Consider the following 19,442-nt stretch of genomic DNA (forward strand, 5'->3'; position numbering starts at 1 on the left):
ATGTCGGTTATGATTCGCCCGGTACATGGGGTTCGCATGTGGGCTGTGCGCGTCGGGGGACGTAGAACTCCAGGTCAATACAGCAGAATGGGGGCGTCTTAACAGGCGTGCGCCATGTCACAGAACGGAAAAAGATGAAGCTGAAGAAGCTTGCCGCTGTGGCGACGATGACGATCGCCGCCATGGGCATCACCGCCGGTACCTCGTACGCGGCGCCCGCTGCGCAGGACGAGAACGCCATCAACTACGAGGTTCGTCCCGACGGTGAGTCCATCGAGACTGTCATCGACGCCGGACAGTTCCGGATCTCCGGCGACGGTGAAAGCGTCGAGCTGCAGGACGACGACGGCAACACTGTCCTCAGCCTGCCCCTCGCGATCCAGCTCGGCGATCTGCAGCTCCCCTTCGAGCGTGAGATCAGCGAAGACGGCAAGACGCTGACCCTGACCCCGACGACGGACCTGAATAAGGCCGTGCCGGTTGATCCCGAGGACAAGGTCGGGCCGTCGATCACCCCGGTTGCCCTGAAGCTGACCGACGTCGCGTCGCCTGAGGAGAACCTGAAGTCGCAGCAGAACTTCATTTCGCAGCTGGGCATGGCTACGGCCATCGGCACCGTTGCAGGTGCGATCATCGGCTGCATCGTCGGCGCGGCCGTCGGCCTTGTCGGGACGATTCCGGGTGCCATCGGTGGGTGTGTGGTCGGAGCAGGTGGTGGCGGCACCATCGGTGCTTTCGTCGCCGGTGGCCCGACCGCTGTGGTCGCGGGTATCGCAGTGGTCCAGGATCTGCTCGCGCCTCCGGGAACCACGCAGTGGGCCAAGTAAGGAAGAGCGAGAACAGCCCCGTCGCCCGGAAGGGCGGCGGGGCTGTTTCGTACCCTGGTCAGGCGGCCAGAAAAAGTCTGATCAAGTTCCACAGCACCTGTGGATCTGTAAGCACTACCGCCAGGCTTCCCAGGAGTGATGATCCGAGCACTTCTTCTCCCTCTGTTCTTGCGGCCGACTCACGTGTTCCGACCGAGTTGGAGAGAGCCTAACCTGACTCGATCTTGATTCCTCGGTGACGCTCCTGTGGCAGCACATACCGCTGAGTATGCGACGAGGCCCGGCTCTCCATGTTGGGAAAGCCGGGCCGCGTTCTTGTATGGAGCCTGTCCTACCAGGTGCGGACCTTCAGGCCCGGGTTCTCCGCCAGGACCGTCTTGATCGGCGTGGCGAACAGTTCGGGGCTCTCACCGAGCAGGCCGCTGACGAACCCGGCGATCTCGCACATGCCGTACTGGCCGACGTTCGAGGCGCTGGAGATGCCGAGGGCGAGGGTGCCGGTGACGAGGGTGCCACCGCTGTCGCCCTGCAGGGCGCACAGGTTGGTGGAGAAGCCGTTCTCGAGCACGCGGTGGCCGATCTCGACGTTCTGGCCGGTGGCGGTCACGACGCCGCAGCTGTAGCCGGTGCGCAGGCCCGACTTGCAGACCGGAGCGCCGACGACGGGATCCGCGATACCCGTGATGGGCAGCGGAGCGGCGAACGGAACGCGCACGCCGTTGTTCTCGAAGCGACCCGCGGCATCGGAGGTGGGGCGGATCAGCGCGTAGTCGCTGCCGTCGAGCACCGTCTTCTCGAACGAGCCGAGGTGCTGGCCGAGGTTGTCGCCGATGAGCTGGTGGACCTGGGAGGCCCACCGAGTGCCGGCCTGCGCGCGGTTGGGGTCGCAGTGACCGGCGGTGATGTTCACGGGCTGTCCGCTGCCGTCCTCGCCGTTGAAGCCGAGGGAGCAGCGCAGGCCCTCGCCGGCGCCGAGCGCGGCGTAGGCGTCGCCACCGAAGAGGGCGTCGGGGGCGTCGAGGCCACCGGCGATGGGCTGCAGGTCGGTCGCGCCTTCCGGCGTCAGCTCGGCGGGAGCGAACAGCACGCGCACCCCGTCGAGGAAGTCGGGGAGCTCGACACCGGACACGTTGTCGGTGCGCACGACGACGTCGTTGTTCACCACGTCGATGGCGATACCGCGGATGACGTCGGCGACGGCGGGCGGCTGGGTCTCGAGCCAGTCGCCCAGTGCGCCGAGCTGATCTTCGAGGGCGTCCTCGCTGCGCTCGGTCTCGGCGACGGTGAATCCGGCATCCTCGGCGGCCTTGCGGGCCTCCTCGAAGCCGTCACCCTCGGTGAGGCCGACCGTGGCGGTGCCCTGGTCGTCCAGCCACACACCGGCGAAGACGGCTTCGAACTGCTCCCGTGCCTTCTCGGCGAACGCGGCGAGATCCTGGCTGCGCTGCGCATCGGCGAGGAAGCGCTCGGCATCGATGTTCAGGTCGCGCTGCAACGCCTCGACGAGCTCGGCCGGCAGAGACGACGTCTGCGCGGGTTCGGTCTCGGGTTCGGCCTGCGCGATGGCAACGGCAGGACCGAGGAGCAGCAGTGCGGCCGAACCGATGACGGCCGTCCGACGTGCGAAGGTGCGTCGCATGGATACCTTTCTCGTTCCTTCACGCATGCACGCGCGAAGGCGCCGTTCCCCCGCGGATCGGCGTCCGTCCGATCCTAAGGGGTGAGCGAGGAAGTACATAGGTACTTCTCGGTTACGGATGAGACTCGTGTGACTGTTGTGACGAACGGACCGGACGGTTCCGGCCGTTATGCCGGGTTCGCCGCAGTACGGACCCGGGTGCCGGTGGCGTTCTCGATCTCCTGGATCGGAATGCCGAGGCTGGAGGTGCCACCGTTGGGCGCGAGTACCAGGTTCGCCTCGACGCAGTTCGGTGCGCCGGCGCTGTTCGATCCGCTGATCACGCCGAGGGCGAGGGTGCCGGTGACGATGGCGCCACCGCTGTCACCCGCGAGGGTGCAGGCGGAGGTCGCGAAGCCGCGGATGGTGCTCGAGAAGCCCGAGTCGTAGGTCAGCTGGGTCTCGATGCGATCGGCGACGACGAGGCCGCACGTGAACGACGAGGATTGGCCCGACTTGCAGACGGGCGCGCCGACGACCGGAACGGCCGTGCCGGTGACCGTGAGGGTCGAACCGTTGCCGCCGCGGACCGACGGGCGGTCGAGGCCGGCCTCGACGCCGGCCTCGTCGAGAGAGACGATGCCGTAGTCGAGGGTGCTGTCGGTGCCCACCGTGGACTCGGTGAACTTGCCGATCCGCACGCTCTCGTCGATGTTCGCGCGGTTGGGCAGGTAGACCGTCGAACCACCGTCGGCACGGGCGACCGCGTCGCAGTGACCGGCGGTGAGGTTGACGGCGTTACCGTCGGCGTCGACACCGTTGAAGCCGAACGAGCAGATGCCGATGCGCTCGATGGGCGTGGCGCGGACGTCGCCGTCGGCGGTGATGTAGGTGTCGCCACCCATCGGGGCCGGATCGTTCGGCGGCATGCCCGGCGACAGCTGGACCTGCACGTTCGCGACCAGCGACGGCAGGTTCAGTGCGCGCCCGATGGGCGAGTTCACGATGTCGAGGACGATCTGGTTGTTGAGCACATCGATCGACGCGGAGTTGATCTGCGACGACACCTCGCGCGGGAGTCCCGCCACCCAGCGGTTCAGTTCGGCGAGGGCCTGCTCGAGTCCGTCGGCCGAGACCGGCGCGACCGTGGCGTGGAAGCCGTCCTGCGCAGCGCGCTCGGCGGCCTCGCGATTCGTGACGGCGATGACCGGCTTGCCGTCCTCGCCGAGCCAGGCACCGGCGAACTCGGAGGGGTGCTCGGAGCGGAAGTCGCGGGCGTAGTCGCCGAGCTCCTGCGCGCGGGCGGCACGATCGAGGTACTCCTCGGGGGACAGACCCAGGTCGCGCTGGATCGCCTCGACGAGTTCGGCGGGAAGTTCAGCGGAAGGCAACTGTTCGGCGGGCGCGGCACTCGCTGTGGCGCTCAAGGGCACTGCCAGCAGAACCGCGGAGGCCGCTGCGACTGCGACGCGGCGGGTGGTGGAACGGACTGCGGCGCGCGACGCCGACGAGAGACGCATGGAGGCCTTTCATGTGTGCTCGATGTGCTCTTGAACAGGTGCTTCGTGGAATCGGCGAGCCGACCCGCGGGACAGCTTACGGGACGGCCCGGCGACCGCCGATAGTGCCGTAGGTCACCACCCGGATACCTGCTCTGTCTAGTTGCCGGTCTCAGCGTCGGTGGGCTCCACGGTCGGCGTCTGCGTCGACGTCGGTTCCTCGGAGGGCTCGGGATCGGTCGTGTCGGTTGCCGGCGGCGTCGTCGTGGTGGCGCTACCACCGCCTCCGCCGCTGCCTCCGCTACCGCGTCCGCCACCCGAGGAATCATCGGGCTGGTTCCGCCGCGACCAGCCGGTGCTCGACGTGGTCGAGGACGTGTCGGACGTGCTCGAGGTGGTCGAGCCGGGCGACGACGACGAAGAAGAGGACTGTTCGCTCGTGCCGGTGGTGGGATCGACCCAGGTCTGTTGCACGACCGGCGGAGCCACCGGGATCGTCTGCTCGGCGGTGGCCGGCTCGGTCGACTCCTCGGTGGTGGTCTCCTCGGTGCTGCGGGGAGCCGGTGTGGGGCGCGCCTTCGAGGTCGTCGTGGTCGTGGGTGCGGTCGGGGTCTCGGCGACCTGCGTGCCCGCGGTGGCCGTCGGGGAGTCCCGCAGCCCGAACACCAACGCGCCGATGCCCACGAGCAGCGCGATCGCCGCAGCCGCCGCGATGGCCGTGACCTTCGACGAACGACCCGAGGGCTTCTCGTCGGCGACTTCCCCGGACGCGACGGCGGCGACCGTCGCCTTCGACGTGTTCGCCGCGGGCGTCGCGGCGGCAGGGGGCGTGGCACCCGGAGGGGGAGTCGCCGTGATCTTCGAGATCACCGCGGTGATCTCGGGGTCGAGTTCGCTGCGTCGCGGTTCGGCGAGCTTGGCGGTGGGCAGGATCTGCGTCGAGCCGAGGAGGTCGACCGAGCCGGCGGCCGCCGCGAGAGCGGCGCCACGCACCATCGTCTGGTGCGGCTCGGGCGCCAGGGCACACCGCACGCCGAGTCCGGTCTTCACCGACTGTGCGACGAGCTGCGCTGCGCTCGGGTCGACCGCTTCGTCGATCGTGACGACGATGGCGTCGAGGTTGCTCACGAGCCAGCCGAACGCGCCGAGCGCCGACGAGAGCTGCGCGGCGACCGACGGAGCGTCGTCCTCGGGGAATCGGAAGGCCTTACCCGCCGCGACTCCCGAGCGCACGAGCGTGACGGTCGAGCCCTGCGGGTCGATGTGGTAGACCGCGACGAGCCGCCCGGTCTGGTGCGCGACCTGCGATTCGAACCATGCCGCGGCGGCCTCGGCGTCGGAGACGAGCGAGACATGACGCAACCCGACGTAGTCGAGGGCGTTGCGCAGTACCGCGACCGTCGAACTCGGCCAGTCGGTGGGGTACGTCGCCACTGCGGTGTACGGGGTGTCGCCGATGAGAGAGGCTGCGTCGGCCAGGAGGCATTCCATGGCCGTGGCGACGAGGTCTTCGGCGCGGGAGAGCGAACCGTCGTTGGCGCGGACACCACCGGAGTGGCCGAGACGATCGACGAAGCCGGTGAAGGAACTGGTGTGCCCGTCGACGACGTCGTGGTCGCCCAGTGTCGCGGTGCCGTCGGAGTGCAGGTGGACGGCGGTGAACCGCTCGATCGGTGCGGGGTCCGGCCGTCCCGGCGTCGGTGAGGTGACCGCAACCGACGACACGGTGGTCCCCACCCTCAGGCCTACGCCTACGGACATGCCGGCTTGCCTCCATTCCGGTCGGAGTGTGTGTGACGGGGTACATCTGCGCCGTGCCCCATGGCCCGGAGCAGTGACAGGAGCTCCGAGCGGGAACCGGCACCGAGTCGGCGCCGGATACGGGCGACATGATGTTCCACGGTCTTCGCGGAAATGTACAGGTGGTTTCCTACCTCTCGGTAGGTGAGGCCCGAAACAACCAGGTCGGCCACCTGCGCCTCGCGCTCCGACAGTGCACCCGGCTTCTCCCGTGCACCGAGGGGGGATTCGTCCGGACCGCCCGGGGGAGCATCGGGGGCGATGTCGACCGGGGCGCGACCGGCCGGACCGTCCTGCCGGATCGTCCGCGCGACCTGCAGTAATCCGGTGGCGACGGTGGTGTCGTCCGTCCGCAGCGCTGCTTCTCCCGCGAGCTTCGCGCCGTCCCACGGAAGACCCACGGACGCGAGGGACTCGGCCGCCTCGCGGATGCGCACCGCGTCGACCTCACCGCGCAGCACCGAGAGCCATGCGTGCCCGGCCCGCGCGAGCACCGCGGCGTAGGCGGTGGTCTCCGCGGCCAGAGCGAGGGCGCGGGCGTGCGGGACGAGGTCGGCCGGACGGTCCGCGGCGATCGCGGCCTGCACCCCGTACCAGTGCAGCGCCGCACCCCACAGCGGTGGCTCACCGAGGGTGGTGAGCAGTGCGCGGGCAGCGGCGACGAGATGCGCGACCCGCGCGGACTCTCCGAGTCGGACGGCGGCCAGCCACAGTTCCCCCAGGGGCAGCAGCCCGAACAGGTCGACGGAATACTCCGCCACCACCGACTGCGCGGCCTGCCACCGCACCGTCAACGCTCCGAGGTCGGCGTTCCGTCGCGCCAACCCGACCTGCAGGGCATGAAAGAAGAGGAGGTCGCGCTGCCCGGTCACCTCGGGAGCGACGGCCTCGGCGGTGGCCGCGGCGGCTGCGAGATCACCGCCGAGCATCTCGGTCCACGCCACCAGGATGCGATTGCGCACGGTGGGCGTCTCCGGACGGTCGAGGATCGCGCGTGCGTGCCCGAGTTCACCCGAGTGCAGACACAGCAGTGCGGCGACGGCGTCGACCGTGTCGGGCCAGGCGCGCAGCGACCCGTCGGAGCCGAGGCTCGTCAGGGCGCGGGCGAGGCGGTTCATTGCGATCCGGCCGTCGCCGCCGACGGATTCGCGCAGGCCCTCCTCGAGCAGTCGCGCGGCGGAGGCCGACGAGGTCGGCGCACCCGATGTGGCGGCACCGCGGAGATGTTCTGCGGCCGAGGGGCGACCGGCGGCGAGCAGCACGGTGGCGGCGAGGGGAGCGTCCGTACCGACCCGGTCGGGGCCGAGCCATTCGAACAGGTCGGCACTGCGGTCGAGCATGCCACGATGTGCGGCGATGCTCGCGGAGATCCGGGTGGCGGCGCGCAGGTCGTCGACGTCCGCCGTGTCGGCGCGGTCGAGCAACCGGTCGGTGATCTGTTCGGCTCGCTCGAGATCCCCTGCTGCGAAGGCGACTTCGGCTCGTCGCACCGCAAGGGTCGCTGGATCGGCTCCCGCGGGTACGGCGGCGTCGAGGAGCTCGGCGGCTTCGTGCGGTGGCGCGTCGGCCGCGAAGTCGACGAGCCGATCGGCGAGGTGCGGGTCGGTGAGACCGATCGTCGCTAGACCGCGGGCGAGCTGCGGCGTCAGCGTTCCGGCATCGATGCGGGTCGCGAGGAGACGACGCGCGACGGCGAACAGGTTGTGTCTCCCCAGGACGCCGGCGGGCACACCGCTCGCCCCGGTGGTGAGGCTCGCGGCATCCGTGCCGAGCAGGCCACTCGCACGAGCGGCATCGACGAGGTCGAGGGCGCGCTCGACAGGGATGTCGAGTACGGCGGCGAGTTCGCCGGGATCGAGCGCGGCACCGAGATCGACGAGCGCCAGGGCCGCGGTGAGATCGAGATCCGCGAGGAGCTGCCGGCGGATCGCCTCCTCGACGACCCGCCGGACATCACCCTCCGTCCGCACGGCCTCGAAGGCGGTGTCGACGAGATGCGGTACGCCGCCCGTGAGGCGGTGCAGGGCACGGATCTGGGGCGGTGCGAGCCGGAGCTCGAACGACGCCGCGCGACCGGCGATCTCACGAGGCGTCCACGAACCCAGTTCCACCACCGTCCCGTGTCCCGCGAACGCTGCTGTCAGCGAACGCATCTCGGCTCGGTGCGGTCGGGCTTCGGTGGCCACGACGATCCCCGTCGGTGCATCCCGGATGTGGTCGACGAGCTCCTGCAGTTCCGCGGCGGTCATGCGGTGTGCGTCGTCGACGATGCGGGCATCGGCGAGATCGGTGCGGAGCGAAGCGAGTACGGCGGACTTCCCGGTTCCGGTGCCGCCGACGAGCAACAGTCGCGGGGAAGCGGCCACGGTCAGGGCGCGCGTGACCTCCCGGGGGATCGGGCGTCGGGGAGGAGCGGGAGCGGACGTCATCGGATCGGTCAGCGCTCGGTTCCGAGCAGTCCGCCGACGACCTGCCCCGTGCCGTCGAGGACACCACCGACCACGTTGCCGGTGCCGTCGAGCACCCGGCCCACGCCGTTGCCGACACCCTCGACGACCGCGCCCGCACCTTGGCCTGCACCCGACAGGGCGTCGCCGACGCCGCTGCCACCCGTGCTCGGCGCGGTCGGTTGCGGGGCCGGCTGAGGAGCGGGCGCCGGGGCCGGGGCGGGAGCGGGTTGCGGTGCCGGCTGGGGTGCCTGCGTGGTCTCCCCGGGTGTCGCCGGCGCAGGTGCGGTCGGGTCCGGTGCAGGTACAGCGCCGGTGGGTGCGGCACCGGAAGCGGGCGTCGCGGCGGCCGGGACAGCGGTCACGGTCCCGTCCGGACCTTGCACCCGGACCGGGACGACGGTTCCCGACTCGGACGGCTGCGCGCCGGTCGTGCCGGGGACGGCCGTACCGGGGACGCTCTCGGTGGTCGTCGGGTTCCCGGCCACGACTTCGCTCGACGGACGTACCTCCGAACCGGGCGTCTCGGCCTCCGACGACAGGGTGCCGATCGCCAGTCCGCCACCGGCGAGGACGACGACGGCAGCGACAGCGGCACCCACCAGCGTGAACGAACGGGCACGGGCGCGTGCAGGGGTGCCGGTCGCGGTGTCGACGACCGCCGGCCGGTGCGCGGCAGCGACCGGCTGCGCCTCCGCGGCGGACACCACCGGCAGCGCGACGGTCTCGGGCTCGTCGTCGACGGCAGGTGCAGGAGGCGCCACCGGGGCAGCCACAGTTGCGGCACCTGCCTCGGCCGCTGCGAGCGCGGCTCCGTGCGCGGCGGTGAAGGCCGGTCGCGCCGACGAGACGATCGGCAGACCCAGCTCCGACGAGATCAGTTCGGCGACGAGCGGGGTGGACGAGCCACCACCGATCAACAGCACGCGTCCGATGTCCGAACGATCGAGCCCGGCCCCGCGGATCGCGTCCTGCACCACGGCGAGTGACGCCTCGAGCGGTTCCCGGGCGAGTTCCTCGAACTCGCTGCGCACCAGACGCAGGTCGCGGTGCAGGCCGGGCAGCGCGACCGGCACCACCGTCTCGGTGTCGCTGGACAGCGCTTCCTTCGCCGCGCGGCACCGGGAGCGGAAGTCGGCGAGTGCCGTGACGGTCTCGGAATCGAACGGATCGAGGCCGGCTGCGTCCTCACCGAGCGTTCCCAGCAGATAGGTGGTGACGAGGTGGTCGAGGTGATCGCCGGAGACGTCGTCGCTGCTCAGCGGTCGGCCCAGCAGCGTCGGGTGGGCGCCGCCCTGCACGACGGCGACGTCGAGGCAGCGCGCACCGAGGTCGTAGACCACCGTCACGTCGTCGCCCAGCGGCCCGTGGATGGCGTCGAGCCAGCGCACCGCCGCGATCGGTTCGGGGATCGTCCGTGCGGTCACTTCGGCGCGGACGAGTGCCGCCTGCAGGGCCTCGACGGTGTGCGCCGACCACGCGGCGGGATGCGCCAGCATCGTCGGCACATCGGAGGTACCGGTGCGGTACTGCAGGCAGGCCACGGTCGACGCGACGAGATCCTCACCGAGGTAGGTGGAGCCGTCGTCGGCGAGGATGCCGACCGGATCGCCGACCCGGGCCGCATAGCCGGAGAACACCTGCGTGCCGGGGATCGGGGCACCGGCGCCGAGGACGGGGGCCCCGCCCTCGGGGAGGTGGAGTTCGGTAGGAATCGACAGAACGCTGGGATCGCCGGATCGGGGCTGGTCGAGCACGGTGAGGGCCACCGAGTTGGCCGCCCCGATCGTGACGCCGAGTCCTGAGTACATGCACGCTCCCGGGTTCTGGGCGGACATCGGTCCGCGTTCTCGTTCCATCGTTCGGTCTCGATGAGCCTGTCGTTCCCACCCCGTGACCTGTTAGCTCCCACACCGCCCACCTGCCCGATCGTGGGGACGATCCCCTAACGGCCCCGATGCCCCCGCACCCCGATCCCCTAACGGGCGACGGCAGACAGGGGGCCGCACCCCCTGTGCCCATGACCCGCGGATTCGTAGCGTCGTTCCCAGATCCCGACGACTCAGGAGACACGTGATGGCCACCAACGCCGTACTCGACTTCATCCTCGGCCTGTTCCGCGACGAGAAGGAACTCGCCCGGTACTGCAGCAACCCCGAGGCCGTCCTCGCCGAAGCCGGACTGGACGACGTGTGCCACGCCGACATCGTCGCCGTCGCCCCGCTCGTTGCGGACAGCGGTCTGTTCGCCGGGACCGCCGCCGAACTGACCGCAGCGCTGAACGGTGCGGCGAACGTCGGAGCGTCGATCGCCGGTACCGCCGCGGCCGGCCTCGGCGGAGCGGCAGGTCTCGGTGGAGCAGTGGGCCTGGGTGGCGCTGCCGGCCTGGGCCTCGGTGTGGGTGCAGGCCTCGGTGGGGGCCTGGGTCTCGGTGGCGGACTGAACCTCGGCGGGAGTGTCGGCGCGCAGACCGGGATCGTCGCCGACCTCGGTGCGCAGCTCGGAGCGGCACTCGAAGCCGGTGGCGAGCTCGGTGCTTCCCTGGGTGCTGCGCTCGGTGGTGCACTCGGCGCGGGTCTCGAACTCGGTGGAGACCTCGCCGTCGGGGGTGCTCTGGATGTCGGTGGTGCGCTGGCCGGGGCGCTCGAAGGCGGTCTGGGCCTGGGCGTCGGTGCCGCCGCCGATCTCGCCGCCGCGATCGACGCTGCCGTCGAGGCATCGGGCGGTCTCGGCGCCGACCTCGCGACCACCCTCGAAGGAGCCCTGGGTATCGGCGGGACGCTCGGCGCCGACATCGGGCTCGCTCTCGGTGGCCTGCTGGAATCGGCCGTCGATGCCGGTGGTGCTTTCTCGACCGAGCTCACCGCGGCCCTCGACGGCGGTGCCGAACTGGGGGTCGCGCTCGGCACGACGCTCGGTGGCGTTCTCGGCGTGGGCACGGAACTGACCGGCGCGCTCGGCACGAGCCTGGGCGGCGTCCTCGGGGGTGTGGTCGATCTCGGGGCCGGACTGGGAACCGACCTTTCCGCCGGTCTCGACGCCGGCGTGGGCGCGACCCTCGGGCTCGGTGCGTCCCTCTCGGCCCTGCTCGGAGCGGGTGGCGGAGCTGCGGCCGATCTCGGTGCCGCGCTCGGGACCGTCATCGAGAGCAGCGCGCAGGGAGGCTTGCTCGGCGGCGTCGACCTCGACGCGGTCCTCTCGGGTGGTGGCGAGATCGACGCGGAGGCCGGAACGGGCATCGAACTCGGCACGCTGGTCGGCGGGGTGCTCGGCGGCGCGCTGGGCCTCGAGACCACCGCGACCACCGAACTGTCGTCGGCGTTGAACGTCGCCATCGGATCCACCACGGGTATCGGCGCGACCGTCGATTCGACCGTGCAGGTGGGGACGAGCCTCGGAACGGATCTGTCGTCCGTCCTCGGCTCGACCTTCGCGACCGGCGGTTCGGCCGGCGCCGAACTCGGTCTGCAGCTCGGCAGCGCACTCGAGACTGCCGCAGGGTCGGTGCCCGTCGATGCGGGTGCCGATCTCGGCACGCAGCTCGCGACGACGATCGGCGGCAGCCTCGATGCCGGTGCCGAAGCCACCGGTCAGTTGGGTTATGCCCTCGACGGTGCGCTGGACGCGGCGGCGGAACTCGGGGCCGGAGTGAACGTGGGAGCGGACCTCGGCGCGGCGATCGACTCGGGGATCGGCGCGGCCGGTGGACTGGGAACGTCGGTCGACCTGGGTGCAGCCACCGACTTCGAAAGCGCGCTGGATCTCGGTGGTGCAGCAGACCTGGGCGCTGCCGCCGACCTCGGTGTCTCCGGCGGTCTGGAGAGCGCAGCCGACCTCGGTGCCGAACTGTCCACGCAGGTCGATACGGCCCTGTCGGGCGGTGCGGAGAGCTGGGCGTCGGTCGGTGAGGACGTCTTCGGCTCCGCCTCGGGAGCTGCGGGACTCTTCGGCGAGGGCGTCCTCACCGCGACCTCCGGTCTCGGCGGCGGCCTGTTCGCCGGCACCGGTGGCGACTCTTCGCTCGGTGTCGCCGACTCCACCGACCTCGACGGACTGCTGCCCTGACCGCAGCGGTGCGGGCTCCGGGACATAATGGCCGGAGCCCGCACCGATGGAAGGCGAGTCGACGCAGCCCATGCAGCATTCACCGGATACGCAGCATTCATCCGATCCCTCGAGACGCCGAGCGCTTCTCGACCTGATCGACTCCGCGATCGCGCGTTCCCGCAGCGCCGGGCGCAACGATCTCATCGACCGGCTGACGGCCGCCCGCACGAAGGTCTCCGACCCGCGACTGCGGGTGGTCGTCGTCGGCGGACTGAACCAGGGCAAGAGCCGCTTCGTGAACGCACTGCTCGGCCTCGAGGTGTGTTCTGTCGGCGACGACGAGACCACCGCGGTCCCCACGCTCGTGCAGCACGGGCAGGAGCCGTCCGCCGAACTCGTCCCGACCGGCTCGGCGCCGCGCATCGCCGTCCCCTTCGACGACCTGCAGCAGGTCGCGCCGCGCAGTGCCGGCCGGGACGTCGAACGGCTCGAGGTGAGCGTGCCGAGCCCACTGCTCGCCGACGGACTCGTGTTCGTCGACACCCCGGGCGTGGGCGGACACGGAAACCCGCACACCGCAGCCACATTGACCCTCCTCGCCACTGCGGACGCGGTCTTCGTCGTCTCGGACGCGAGCCAGGAGTTCACCGCACCGGAGATGTCGTTCCTGCGACAGGTGCAGACGTTGTGCCCGGCGTCGGCGGTGCTCGTCACCAAGACCGACGTGTATCCGCATTGGCGTGCGATCGTCGACGCCGACCGCGAACACCTGCAACGAGCCGGACTCGACCTGCCGCTGCTGCCCGTCTCGTCTCTGCTGCGCGAGTACGCCCTGCGCACCGAAGACGCCTCGCTGCAGCAGGAATCCGGCTTCGACGCGATCTACGACTTCCTGCGCGACCAGGTGGTCGCGCGCAACGCCGACTCGGCGCGACTGTCGGTCGCACACGACGTGAAGACCGTCGTCGACCATCTCGCACTCGGACGCGAGAGCGAACTCGCCGCCCTGCGCGACCCCGAATCGGGAAACGCCGCGATCGAGGACCTGCACCGGGCGCGTGCTGCGACCGAGGCGTTGCGGACGCGGGCGGCGCGGTGGCAGATCACGCTGTCGGACGGTATCGCCGATCTCGCGGCCGACATCGACCACGACCTGCGCGACCGGTTGCGCACGGTGACCCGCGATGCCGAAGCGTCCGTGGACGACTGCGATCCGGGCAAGGAATGGCCGCGGCTGGGGCAGTGGCTTGCCGAGCAGGTCGCCGAATCCGTCGGCGACAACTTCGTGTGGGCGCACGAACGCGCCGAGATCCTCGCCGGCAGGGTCGCAGAGCACTTCGCGCTCGACGACGCGTCCCTGCCCTCGCTGCATCTCGGCGACCTGTCGAAGCTGCTCGATCCCGTCGAGAACCTGTCCGATCTCGAATCCGGCCGGATCGGTATCGGTCAGAAGGTGCTCGTCGGCATGAAAGGCTCCTACGGTGGCGTGCTGATGTTCGGTCTCGTCACCACCCTGATGGGGATGGCGCTGGTGAACCCGATCTCGGTGGGAGCCGGAGTCGTCCTGGGCACCAAGGCGTATCGCGACGACAAGCAGGTCCGGCTCGCCAAGCGCCGCGCCGACGCGAAGAACGCGATCCGCGCCTTCACCGACGACGTGAGCTTCCAGGTCGGCAAGGAATCGAAGGACCGACTTCGCCTCATCCAGCGTCAGCTGCGCGATCACTTCACCGAGATCGCTGAACAGACACTGCGTTCGCTCGACGAGTCGCTCGAAGCGACCCGTCAGGCCGCGACCGTGCAGGAACAGGAACGCCGCCGTCGGATCGGTGAACTCGACACGCAGGTCGCGGAACTGAGCCGATTGCGCGAGCGCGCCGCGGAACTCGCGGGAGTGTCGGCGTGACCCCGGCTCTCGCGCGCGCCCGGGACCTGCTCGACCGGGCCCGCGCGTCGTACGGCGGGAACCCGGCCGTCGCGGACCGGCTCGACCACTGCGCCGCACGACTCGATCAGCCGTTGCGGGTCGCGCTCGCCGGATCGCTCAAGGCCGGCAAGTCGACTCTGCTCAATGCGCTTGTGGGACAAGATATCGCGCCCACCGACGCGACGGAGTGCACGCGTGTCGTGACGTGGTACCGCAACGGCCCGGTGCCGTCGGTGAACGCCTGGTACGACGGGGACCGCCGCATGCCGGTGCCGGTGCAGCGTCCCGACGGGCGTCTGACCTTCGACCTCGGCGAACTCACCGCCGACCACGTCGACTTCATCGACGTCGAATGGCCGGCCAGCGCGCTGGCACAGACCACCATCATCGACACCCCGGGCACGTCGTCGCTGTCGCAGGACGTGTCGGCGCGGACCCTGGCGCTGCTCACCCCGGAGGAATCGGCCTCCGGGGCCGACGCCGTCGTCTACCTGATGCGTTCGCTCGGTGCCGCCGACGTCGAGTTCCTCGAACGGATCGGCCGGCACGTCGGCGGGGGATCGGGTCCGCTCGGCATCGTCGGGGTGGTGTCGCGTGCCGACGAGGTCGGTGCCGGTCGTGCCGACGCGATGATGTCGGCGAAGCAGGTCGCGGCGAGGTTCACCGACGAACTCGAACGCACCGGACTGTGCCAGGCGGTCGTGCCGGTCGCCGGGTTGCTCGCCCTCGCCGCACGGACCCTGCGGCAGAACGAGTTCGCAGCCTTCGAGGCGCTCGCACAGGTGCCGGCGGAACAACTGCAGGTCGCGATGCTGTCGGCCGACCGTTTCGCACGGCCCGACGTCGACCTGCCCGTCGACCCCGGGATGCGGACGCGTCTCGTCGACCGGTTCGGTCTGTTCGGCATCCGCACCGCGGTGCTGCTCGTGCAGCTCGGCGCGCGCGATTCACCCTCCCTCGCCGCGGAACTCGTCGCGCGCAGCGGGCTCGACGAGCTGCGTCAGGTCATCGACGTGCAGTTCGGTCAGCGTGCCGATCAGCTCAAGACCCATTCGGCGCTGCTGGCGCTCGAGCGGGTCCTGCACGCGTGCGGCGACCACGAGTTGCTGGGAGCCGTGCGACGCGAACTGGCCGACGACCACGGTTTCGCCGAACTCCGCCTGCTGGGCAGACTGCGGTCGTCGTCGGTGTCGCTGCCCGACGAGGAGGTCCAGGTTCTGCATCGCGTGATCGGTGGGTCCGGGATCGGCGCCACCCGGCGCCTCGGTCTCGCCGACGACGCGTCGCCCGCCGAGATCCGTGCGGCGGCCGTCGATGCGGTGCGGCACTGGCGATCCCGCGCCGAGCATCCGCTGCTCGATCCGTTCACCGCGAAGGCTGCAGTGGTGGCGGCGCGTAGTGCGGAAGGGCTGGTCGCGGCGAACGACGCGCGGTCAGCGTAAGCGCGGGGACGGATGCTCGGTGTCGTCATCGAGCATCCGTCCCCGAATCGTGCAATCAACGTCGACGGGCTCTGCCGGCGGCGCGCAGCAGACGGGCGTGGACGGCCTCGAAGCGGAACAGATCCGCCCACGTCCACCGCACGACCTCGAAGCCCAGGGCTCGGATCGCGTCCTCCCGCAGTTTCTCGCGGTGGACGGTCTCGGCCGTCGCGCCGGGTTCGTCCGAACCGTACTTGCTCCGTCCGTCGAATTCCCCGACCACACCTTCGTCGTCCCAGAGGAAGTCGGGACGAGCGACGAATGCTCCGGAAGGGGTCCGCAGCTCGTACTGCAGCTTCGGTGTCGGTAGCCCCGTAGACCGGATCCGTAGTCGGCTGAGCGACTCGCCGGGACTTTCACTGCGACCGTCGAGGAAGGCAACGATCCGCCGGGCGGCAGCGATCCCGTGCCGCATCCCCGAAGATGCCAGCGCATCGAGAAGTAGGGGTGCGATATCGGGATGTGCCCGCAGCGCCGCGTCGCCGGCGATCACCGCCGAGTCTGCCGGCAGCGTTCGTGCCAGGTCGACAACGGTCTGCGCGACGGTCGTGGTGCGCAGACCCGAGACGACGCAGACCTCCTCGGGTTGATAGGCGCACTTGTGTACATGGAGGGTCGGGGTGCGACGTCCACTCGACCGGTCGCGGCTGATGTGGACGGGGGAGAGGTCGACGTTCCAGAGAGGCAGGCCGTGCAGCACTGCAGCGGAGACATGGCTGACGACGGCGTCCGGGGTGGTCCGTCCCCGTCGCGCCAGTACGCGCGCATGGTGCAGGGTGAGCGCGTCGACGTCCACGCCACCGTCGACGTACACACCGCGGGTGATGTTCCGCAGTCGTCCCGAGCGGACGGCCTGACGGATCTCGTCGGAGGTCGTCCCGCCGGCCAGCAGGTCGGAGCGCAGAAGGAAGTTCGGTTCGTTCATGCAGCGAGGGTCGTGTACGGCGACGACGGACCCGGAGCATCGAAGCCCTCGACCTGCCGATCTGTGGATCGACGCGGCCCCTGTGGACAACCCGTCCCTGCGCACCGGTGCGGACAGAGGCGCCTTGCCGACGTCGTGTATCCGTCCCCGAAGCGAGCCGATGCAATCCGGAGGAGTGATGTGTGCCACTCCCGGAACAAATCCCCACGACCTGCCGTTGGATGAGTCAGACAACTTGAGCGCATGAGACTCAACTTCACTTGACGGCGTGGACCGCTCGGGTGCAGGCTTGAGTCGACCGCGCTCACCTGAGCCGAACAGGCTCAGGTCGGGCATGGAACGTTTTCGCGGCGCGCACGCGTCGCGGCAGGAACATTGGAGGAAAATTATGGCTCGTGCGGTCGGCATCGACCTCGGAACCACCAACTCGGTCGTTTCCGTTCTGGAAGGCGGCGAGCCCGTTGTGGTCGCCAACGCCGAGGGGTCGCGCACCACCCCGTCCGTCGTCGCATTCGCGAAGAACGGTGAGGTTCTGGTGGGCCAGCCCGCCAAGAACCAGGCGGTCACCAACGTCGACCGCACCATCCGTTCGGTCAAGCGCCACATCGGCACGGACTGGACCGTGGCCATCGACGACAAGAAGTACACGCCGCAGGAGATCAGCGCCCGCACGCTGATGAAGCTCAAGCGCGACGCCGAGGCCTACCTCGGTGAGGACATCACCGACGCGGTCATCACCGTCCCGGCGTACTTCAACGACGCACAGCGTCAGGCTACGAAGGAAGCCGGCACCATCGCCGGCCTCAACGTCCTGCGCATCGTCAACGAGCCCACCGCGGCTGCCCTCGCCTACGGCCTCGACAAGGGCGAGAAGGAGCAGACCATCCTGGTCTTCGACCTCGGTGGCGGCACCTTCGACGTCTCCCTCCTCGAGATCGGCGACGGCGTCGTCGAGGTCCGCGCGACCTCCGGCGACAACCACCTCGGTGGCGACGACTGGGACGAGCGCATCGTCAACTGGCTCGTCGACAAGTTCAAGGCGCAGCACGGCGTCGACCTGACCAAGGACAAGATGGCCCTGCAGCGTCTGCGTGAGGCTGCCGAGAAGGCCAAGATCGAGCTGTCGTCCTCGCAGTCGACCTCGATCAACCTGCCCTACATCACCGTCGACGCGGACAAGAACCCGCTGTTCCTCGACGAGCAGCTGTCCCGCTCGGAGTTCCAGAAGATCACCGGCGACCTCCTCGAGCGCACCCGCGCTCCGTTCCAGCAGGTCGTCAAGGACGCCGGCATCTCCGTCGGCGACATCGACCACGTCGTGCTGGTCGGCGGCTCGACCCGTATGCCCGCCGTCACCGACCTGGTGCGTGAGCTCACCGGTGGCCGCGAGCCCAACAAGGGTGTGAACCCCGACGAGGTCGTCGCCGTGGGTGCAGCCCTGCAGGCCGGCGTCCTCAAGGGCGAGGTCAAGGACGTGCTGCTGCTCGACGTCACCCCGCTGTCGCTGGGTATCGAGACCAAGGGCGGCGTGATGACCAAGCTCATCGAGCGCAACACCACGATCCCCACCAAGCGGTCGGAGACCTTCACCACCGCCGACGACAACCAGCCGTCGGTGCAGATCCAGGTCTTCCAGGGCGAGCGTGAGATCGCGGCGCACAACAAGCTGCTCGGCTCGTTCGAGCTCGGCGGCATCGCGCCGGCTCCGCGCGGTGTCCCGCAGATCGAGGTGACCTTCGACATCGACGCCAACGGCATCGTCCACGTCACCGCCCGCGACAAGGGCACCGGCAAGGAGAACACGATCAGGATCCAGGAGGGCTCCGGCCTCTCCCAGGAAGAGATCGACCGGATGGTCAAGGACGCCGAGGCACACGCCGAGGAGGACCGCAAGCGTCGCGAGGAGGCCGAGGTCCGCAACCAGGCCGAGTCGCTCGTGCACCAGACCGAGAAGTTCATCAAGGAGAACGAGGACAAGGTTCCGGCCGACGTCAAGGAGAAGGTCGAGGCTGCCATCAAGGAGGCCAACGACGCCCTCTCCGGCTCCGACATCAACGCGGTCAAGGCCGCCGTCGAGAAGCTCGCGACCGAGTCGCAGGCCCTCGGCCAGGCCATCTACGAGGCGCAGGGCGCCGAGGGTGCCGCTGCCGGTGACGGCACGGCCGCAGGTGCCGACGACGTCGTCGACGCCGAGGTCGTCGACGAGCCGAGCGATTCGGAGAAGAAGTGAGTGCCGACAAGCCCGAGCAGGAACCGGTGACCGTCACCGACAAGCGACGGATCGACCCCGAGACCTTCGAGGTGCGCGACTCCACCGAGGAGCCGCGCGCCGAGGAGGGCGAGGTGATCGAGTCGGTTCCTGCGGAGGGTGACACCGAGAAGGCCGAGCAGACCGAAGGGCAGTCGCAGGAGGCGAAGGAACTCGCCGAGCGCACCGCCGACCTGCAGCGCGTGACCGCGGAGTACGCGAACTACCGTCGCCGCGCCGAGGCGCAGCGCACGGCGATCGCGGAGGAGGCCAAGGCCTCCGTCGCGGCGAGGTTCCTCGACGTCCTCGACGACCTCGACCGGGCTCGCGCCCACGGCGACCTGGAGACGGGTCCGCTGAAGGCGCTGTCCGACAAGCTGACCGGCGTGTTCGACAGCCTCGGCCTCGTCGCGTTCGGCGAGGAAGGCGACACCTTCGATCCCGAACTGCACGAGGCGGTTCAGATGGAAGGCGACGGTCACCACCCGGTGCTCGGGACGGTGCTCCGCAAGGGTTACCGCTTCGGCGACCGCATCCTGCGGCACGCGATGGTGACGGTGACCGACGGCGATCCGGCGGACACGCCGGGCAACGCGCCGTCGGCGGAGCCGGGCACAGAGTAA

General features: G+C 70.0%; 12 protein-coding genes. 6 read left to right on the plus strand and 6 right to left on the minus strand.

The genetic code is table 11. The annotated features are described in order from the left end of the window. The first annotated feature begins 134 nt into the window (after positions 1-134). Entirely contained in the window at positions 135-827 is a 693-nt protein-coding gene (locus ACNJ7K_RS26010; RefSeq protein WP_268654478.1) for a DUF8020 domain-containing protein, read from the plus strand. A gap of 331 nt (positions 828-1,158) precedes the next feature. Here ACNJ7K_RS26010 and ACNJ7K_RS26015 read toward each other — a convergent pair whose 3' ends face one another. The 5 genes from ACNJ7K_RS26015 to ACNJ7K_RS26035 all read right to left on the minus strand — a co-directional run bounded on the left by ACNJ7K_RS26015 (position 1,159) and on the right by ACNJ7K_RS26035 (position 10,002). Then, positions 1,159-2,466, minus strand: a complete 1,308-nt coding sequence (locus tag ACNJ7K_RS26015) for a S1 family peptidase (RefSeq protein ID WP_085469143.1) — start codon at positions 2,464-2,466, stop codon at positions 1,159-1,161. A 167-nt stretch (positions 2,467-2,633) separates the two neighbouring features. After that, positions 2,634-3,965: a S1 family peptidase gene (locus tag ACNJ7K_RS26020; RefSeq protein ID WP_085469142.1), complete on the minus strand. Its 1,332-nt coding sequence runs from the start codon at positions 3,963-3,965 to the stop codon at positions 2,634-2,636. Between the two features lie 138 nt (positions 3,966-4,103). Beyond that, on the minus strand, positions 4,104-5,705 hold the full coding sequence (locus ACNJ7K_RS26025) for a DUF7159 family protein (RefSeq protein WP_487042485.1): 1,602 nt from the start codon (positions 5,703-5,705) through the stop codon (positions 4,104-4,106). Continuing rightward, positions 5,696-8,173, minus strand: coding sequence for a LuxR C-terminal-related transcriptional regulator (locus ACNJ7K_RS26030; protein ID WP_487042486.1), 2,478 nt, complete (start codon positions 8,171-8,173; stop codon positions 5,696-5,698). Before ACNJ7K_RS26030 ends, ACNJ7K_RS26025 begins: the two co-directional genes overlap by 10 nt. 8 nt (positions 8,174-8,181) lie before the next feature. Then, a complete protein-coding gene (locus ACNJ7K_RS26035; protein WP_225623623.1) occupies positions 8,182-10,002 on the minus strand; it encodes an Hsp70 family protein in 1,821 nt (606 codons plus the stop codon). A gap of 265 nt (positions 10,003-10,267) precedes the next feature. On the opposite strand from ACNJ7K_RS26035, the gene ACNJ7K_RS26040 reads away from it, so the two are divergent. From ACNJ7K_RS26040 to ACNJ7K_RS26050, 3 genes are all read left to right on the plus strand, one after another. Continuing rightward, positions 10,268-12,256 (plus strand): IniB N-terminal domain-containing protein, encoded by a 1,989-nt coding sequence (locus tag ACNJ7K_RS26040; RefSeq protein WP_487042487.1) that lies wholly within the window; start codon positions 10,268-10,270, stop codon positions 12,254-12,256. A 70-nt stretch (positions 12,257-12,326) separates the two neighbouring features. Further along, on the plus strand, positions 12,327-14,144 hold the full coding sequence (locus ACNJ7K_RS26045; RefSeq protein ID WP_159419131.1) for a dynamin family protein: 1,818 nt from the start codon (positions 12,327-12,329) through the stop codon (positions 14,142-14,144). Beyond that, the gene (locus tag ACNJ7K_RS26050) at positions 14,141-15,607 is read left to right on the plus strand and encodes a dynamin family protein (RefSeq protein WP_487042488.1); all 1,467 of its coding nucleotides are present in this window, start codon (positions 14,141-14,143) and stop codon (positions 15,605-15,607) included. Before ACNJ7K_RS26045 ends, ACNJ7K_RS26050 begins: the two co-directional genes overlap by 4 nt. Before the next feature lie 55 nt (positions 15,608-15,662). Here the strand turns inward: ACNJ7K_RS26050 and ACNJ7K_RS26055 are convergent, their stop codons facing one another. Then, positions 15,663-16,571: a hypothetical protein gene (locus ACNJ7K_RS26055; protein WP_268654468.1), complete on the minus strand. Its 909-nt coding sequence runs from the start codon at positions 16,569-16,571 to the stop codon at positions 15,663-15,665. A gap of 388 nt (positions 16,572-16,959) precedes the next feature. On the opposite strand from ACNJ7K_RS26055, the gene dnaK reads away from it, so the two are divergent. Both dnaK and grpE read left to right on the plus strand, forming a co-directional pair. After that, positions 16,960-18,801: a molecular chaperone DnaK gene (gene dnaK, locus ACNJ7K_RS26060; RefSeq protein ID WP_268654466.1), complete on the plus strand. Its 1,842-nt coding sequence runs from the start codon at positions 16,960-16,962 to the stop codon at positions 18,799-18,801. Next, positions 18,798-19,442, plus strand: coding sequence for a nucleotide exchange factor GrpE (grpE, locus tag ACNJ7K_RS26065; protein WP_487042489.1), 645 nt, complete (start codon positions 18,798-18,800; stop codon positions 19,440-19,442). Before dnaK ends, grpE begins: the two co-directional genes overlap by 4 nt.

The organism is Rhodococcus shunpengi, from assembly GCF_048381395.1.
Taxonomy (GTDB): Bacteria; Actinomycetota; Actinomycetes; order Mycobacteriales; family Mycobacteriaceae; genus Rhodococcus.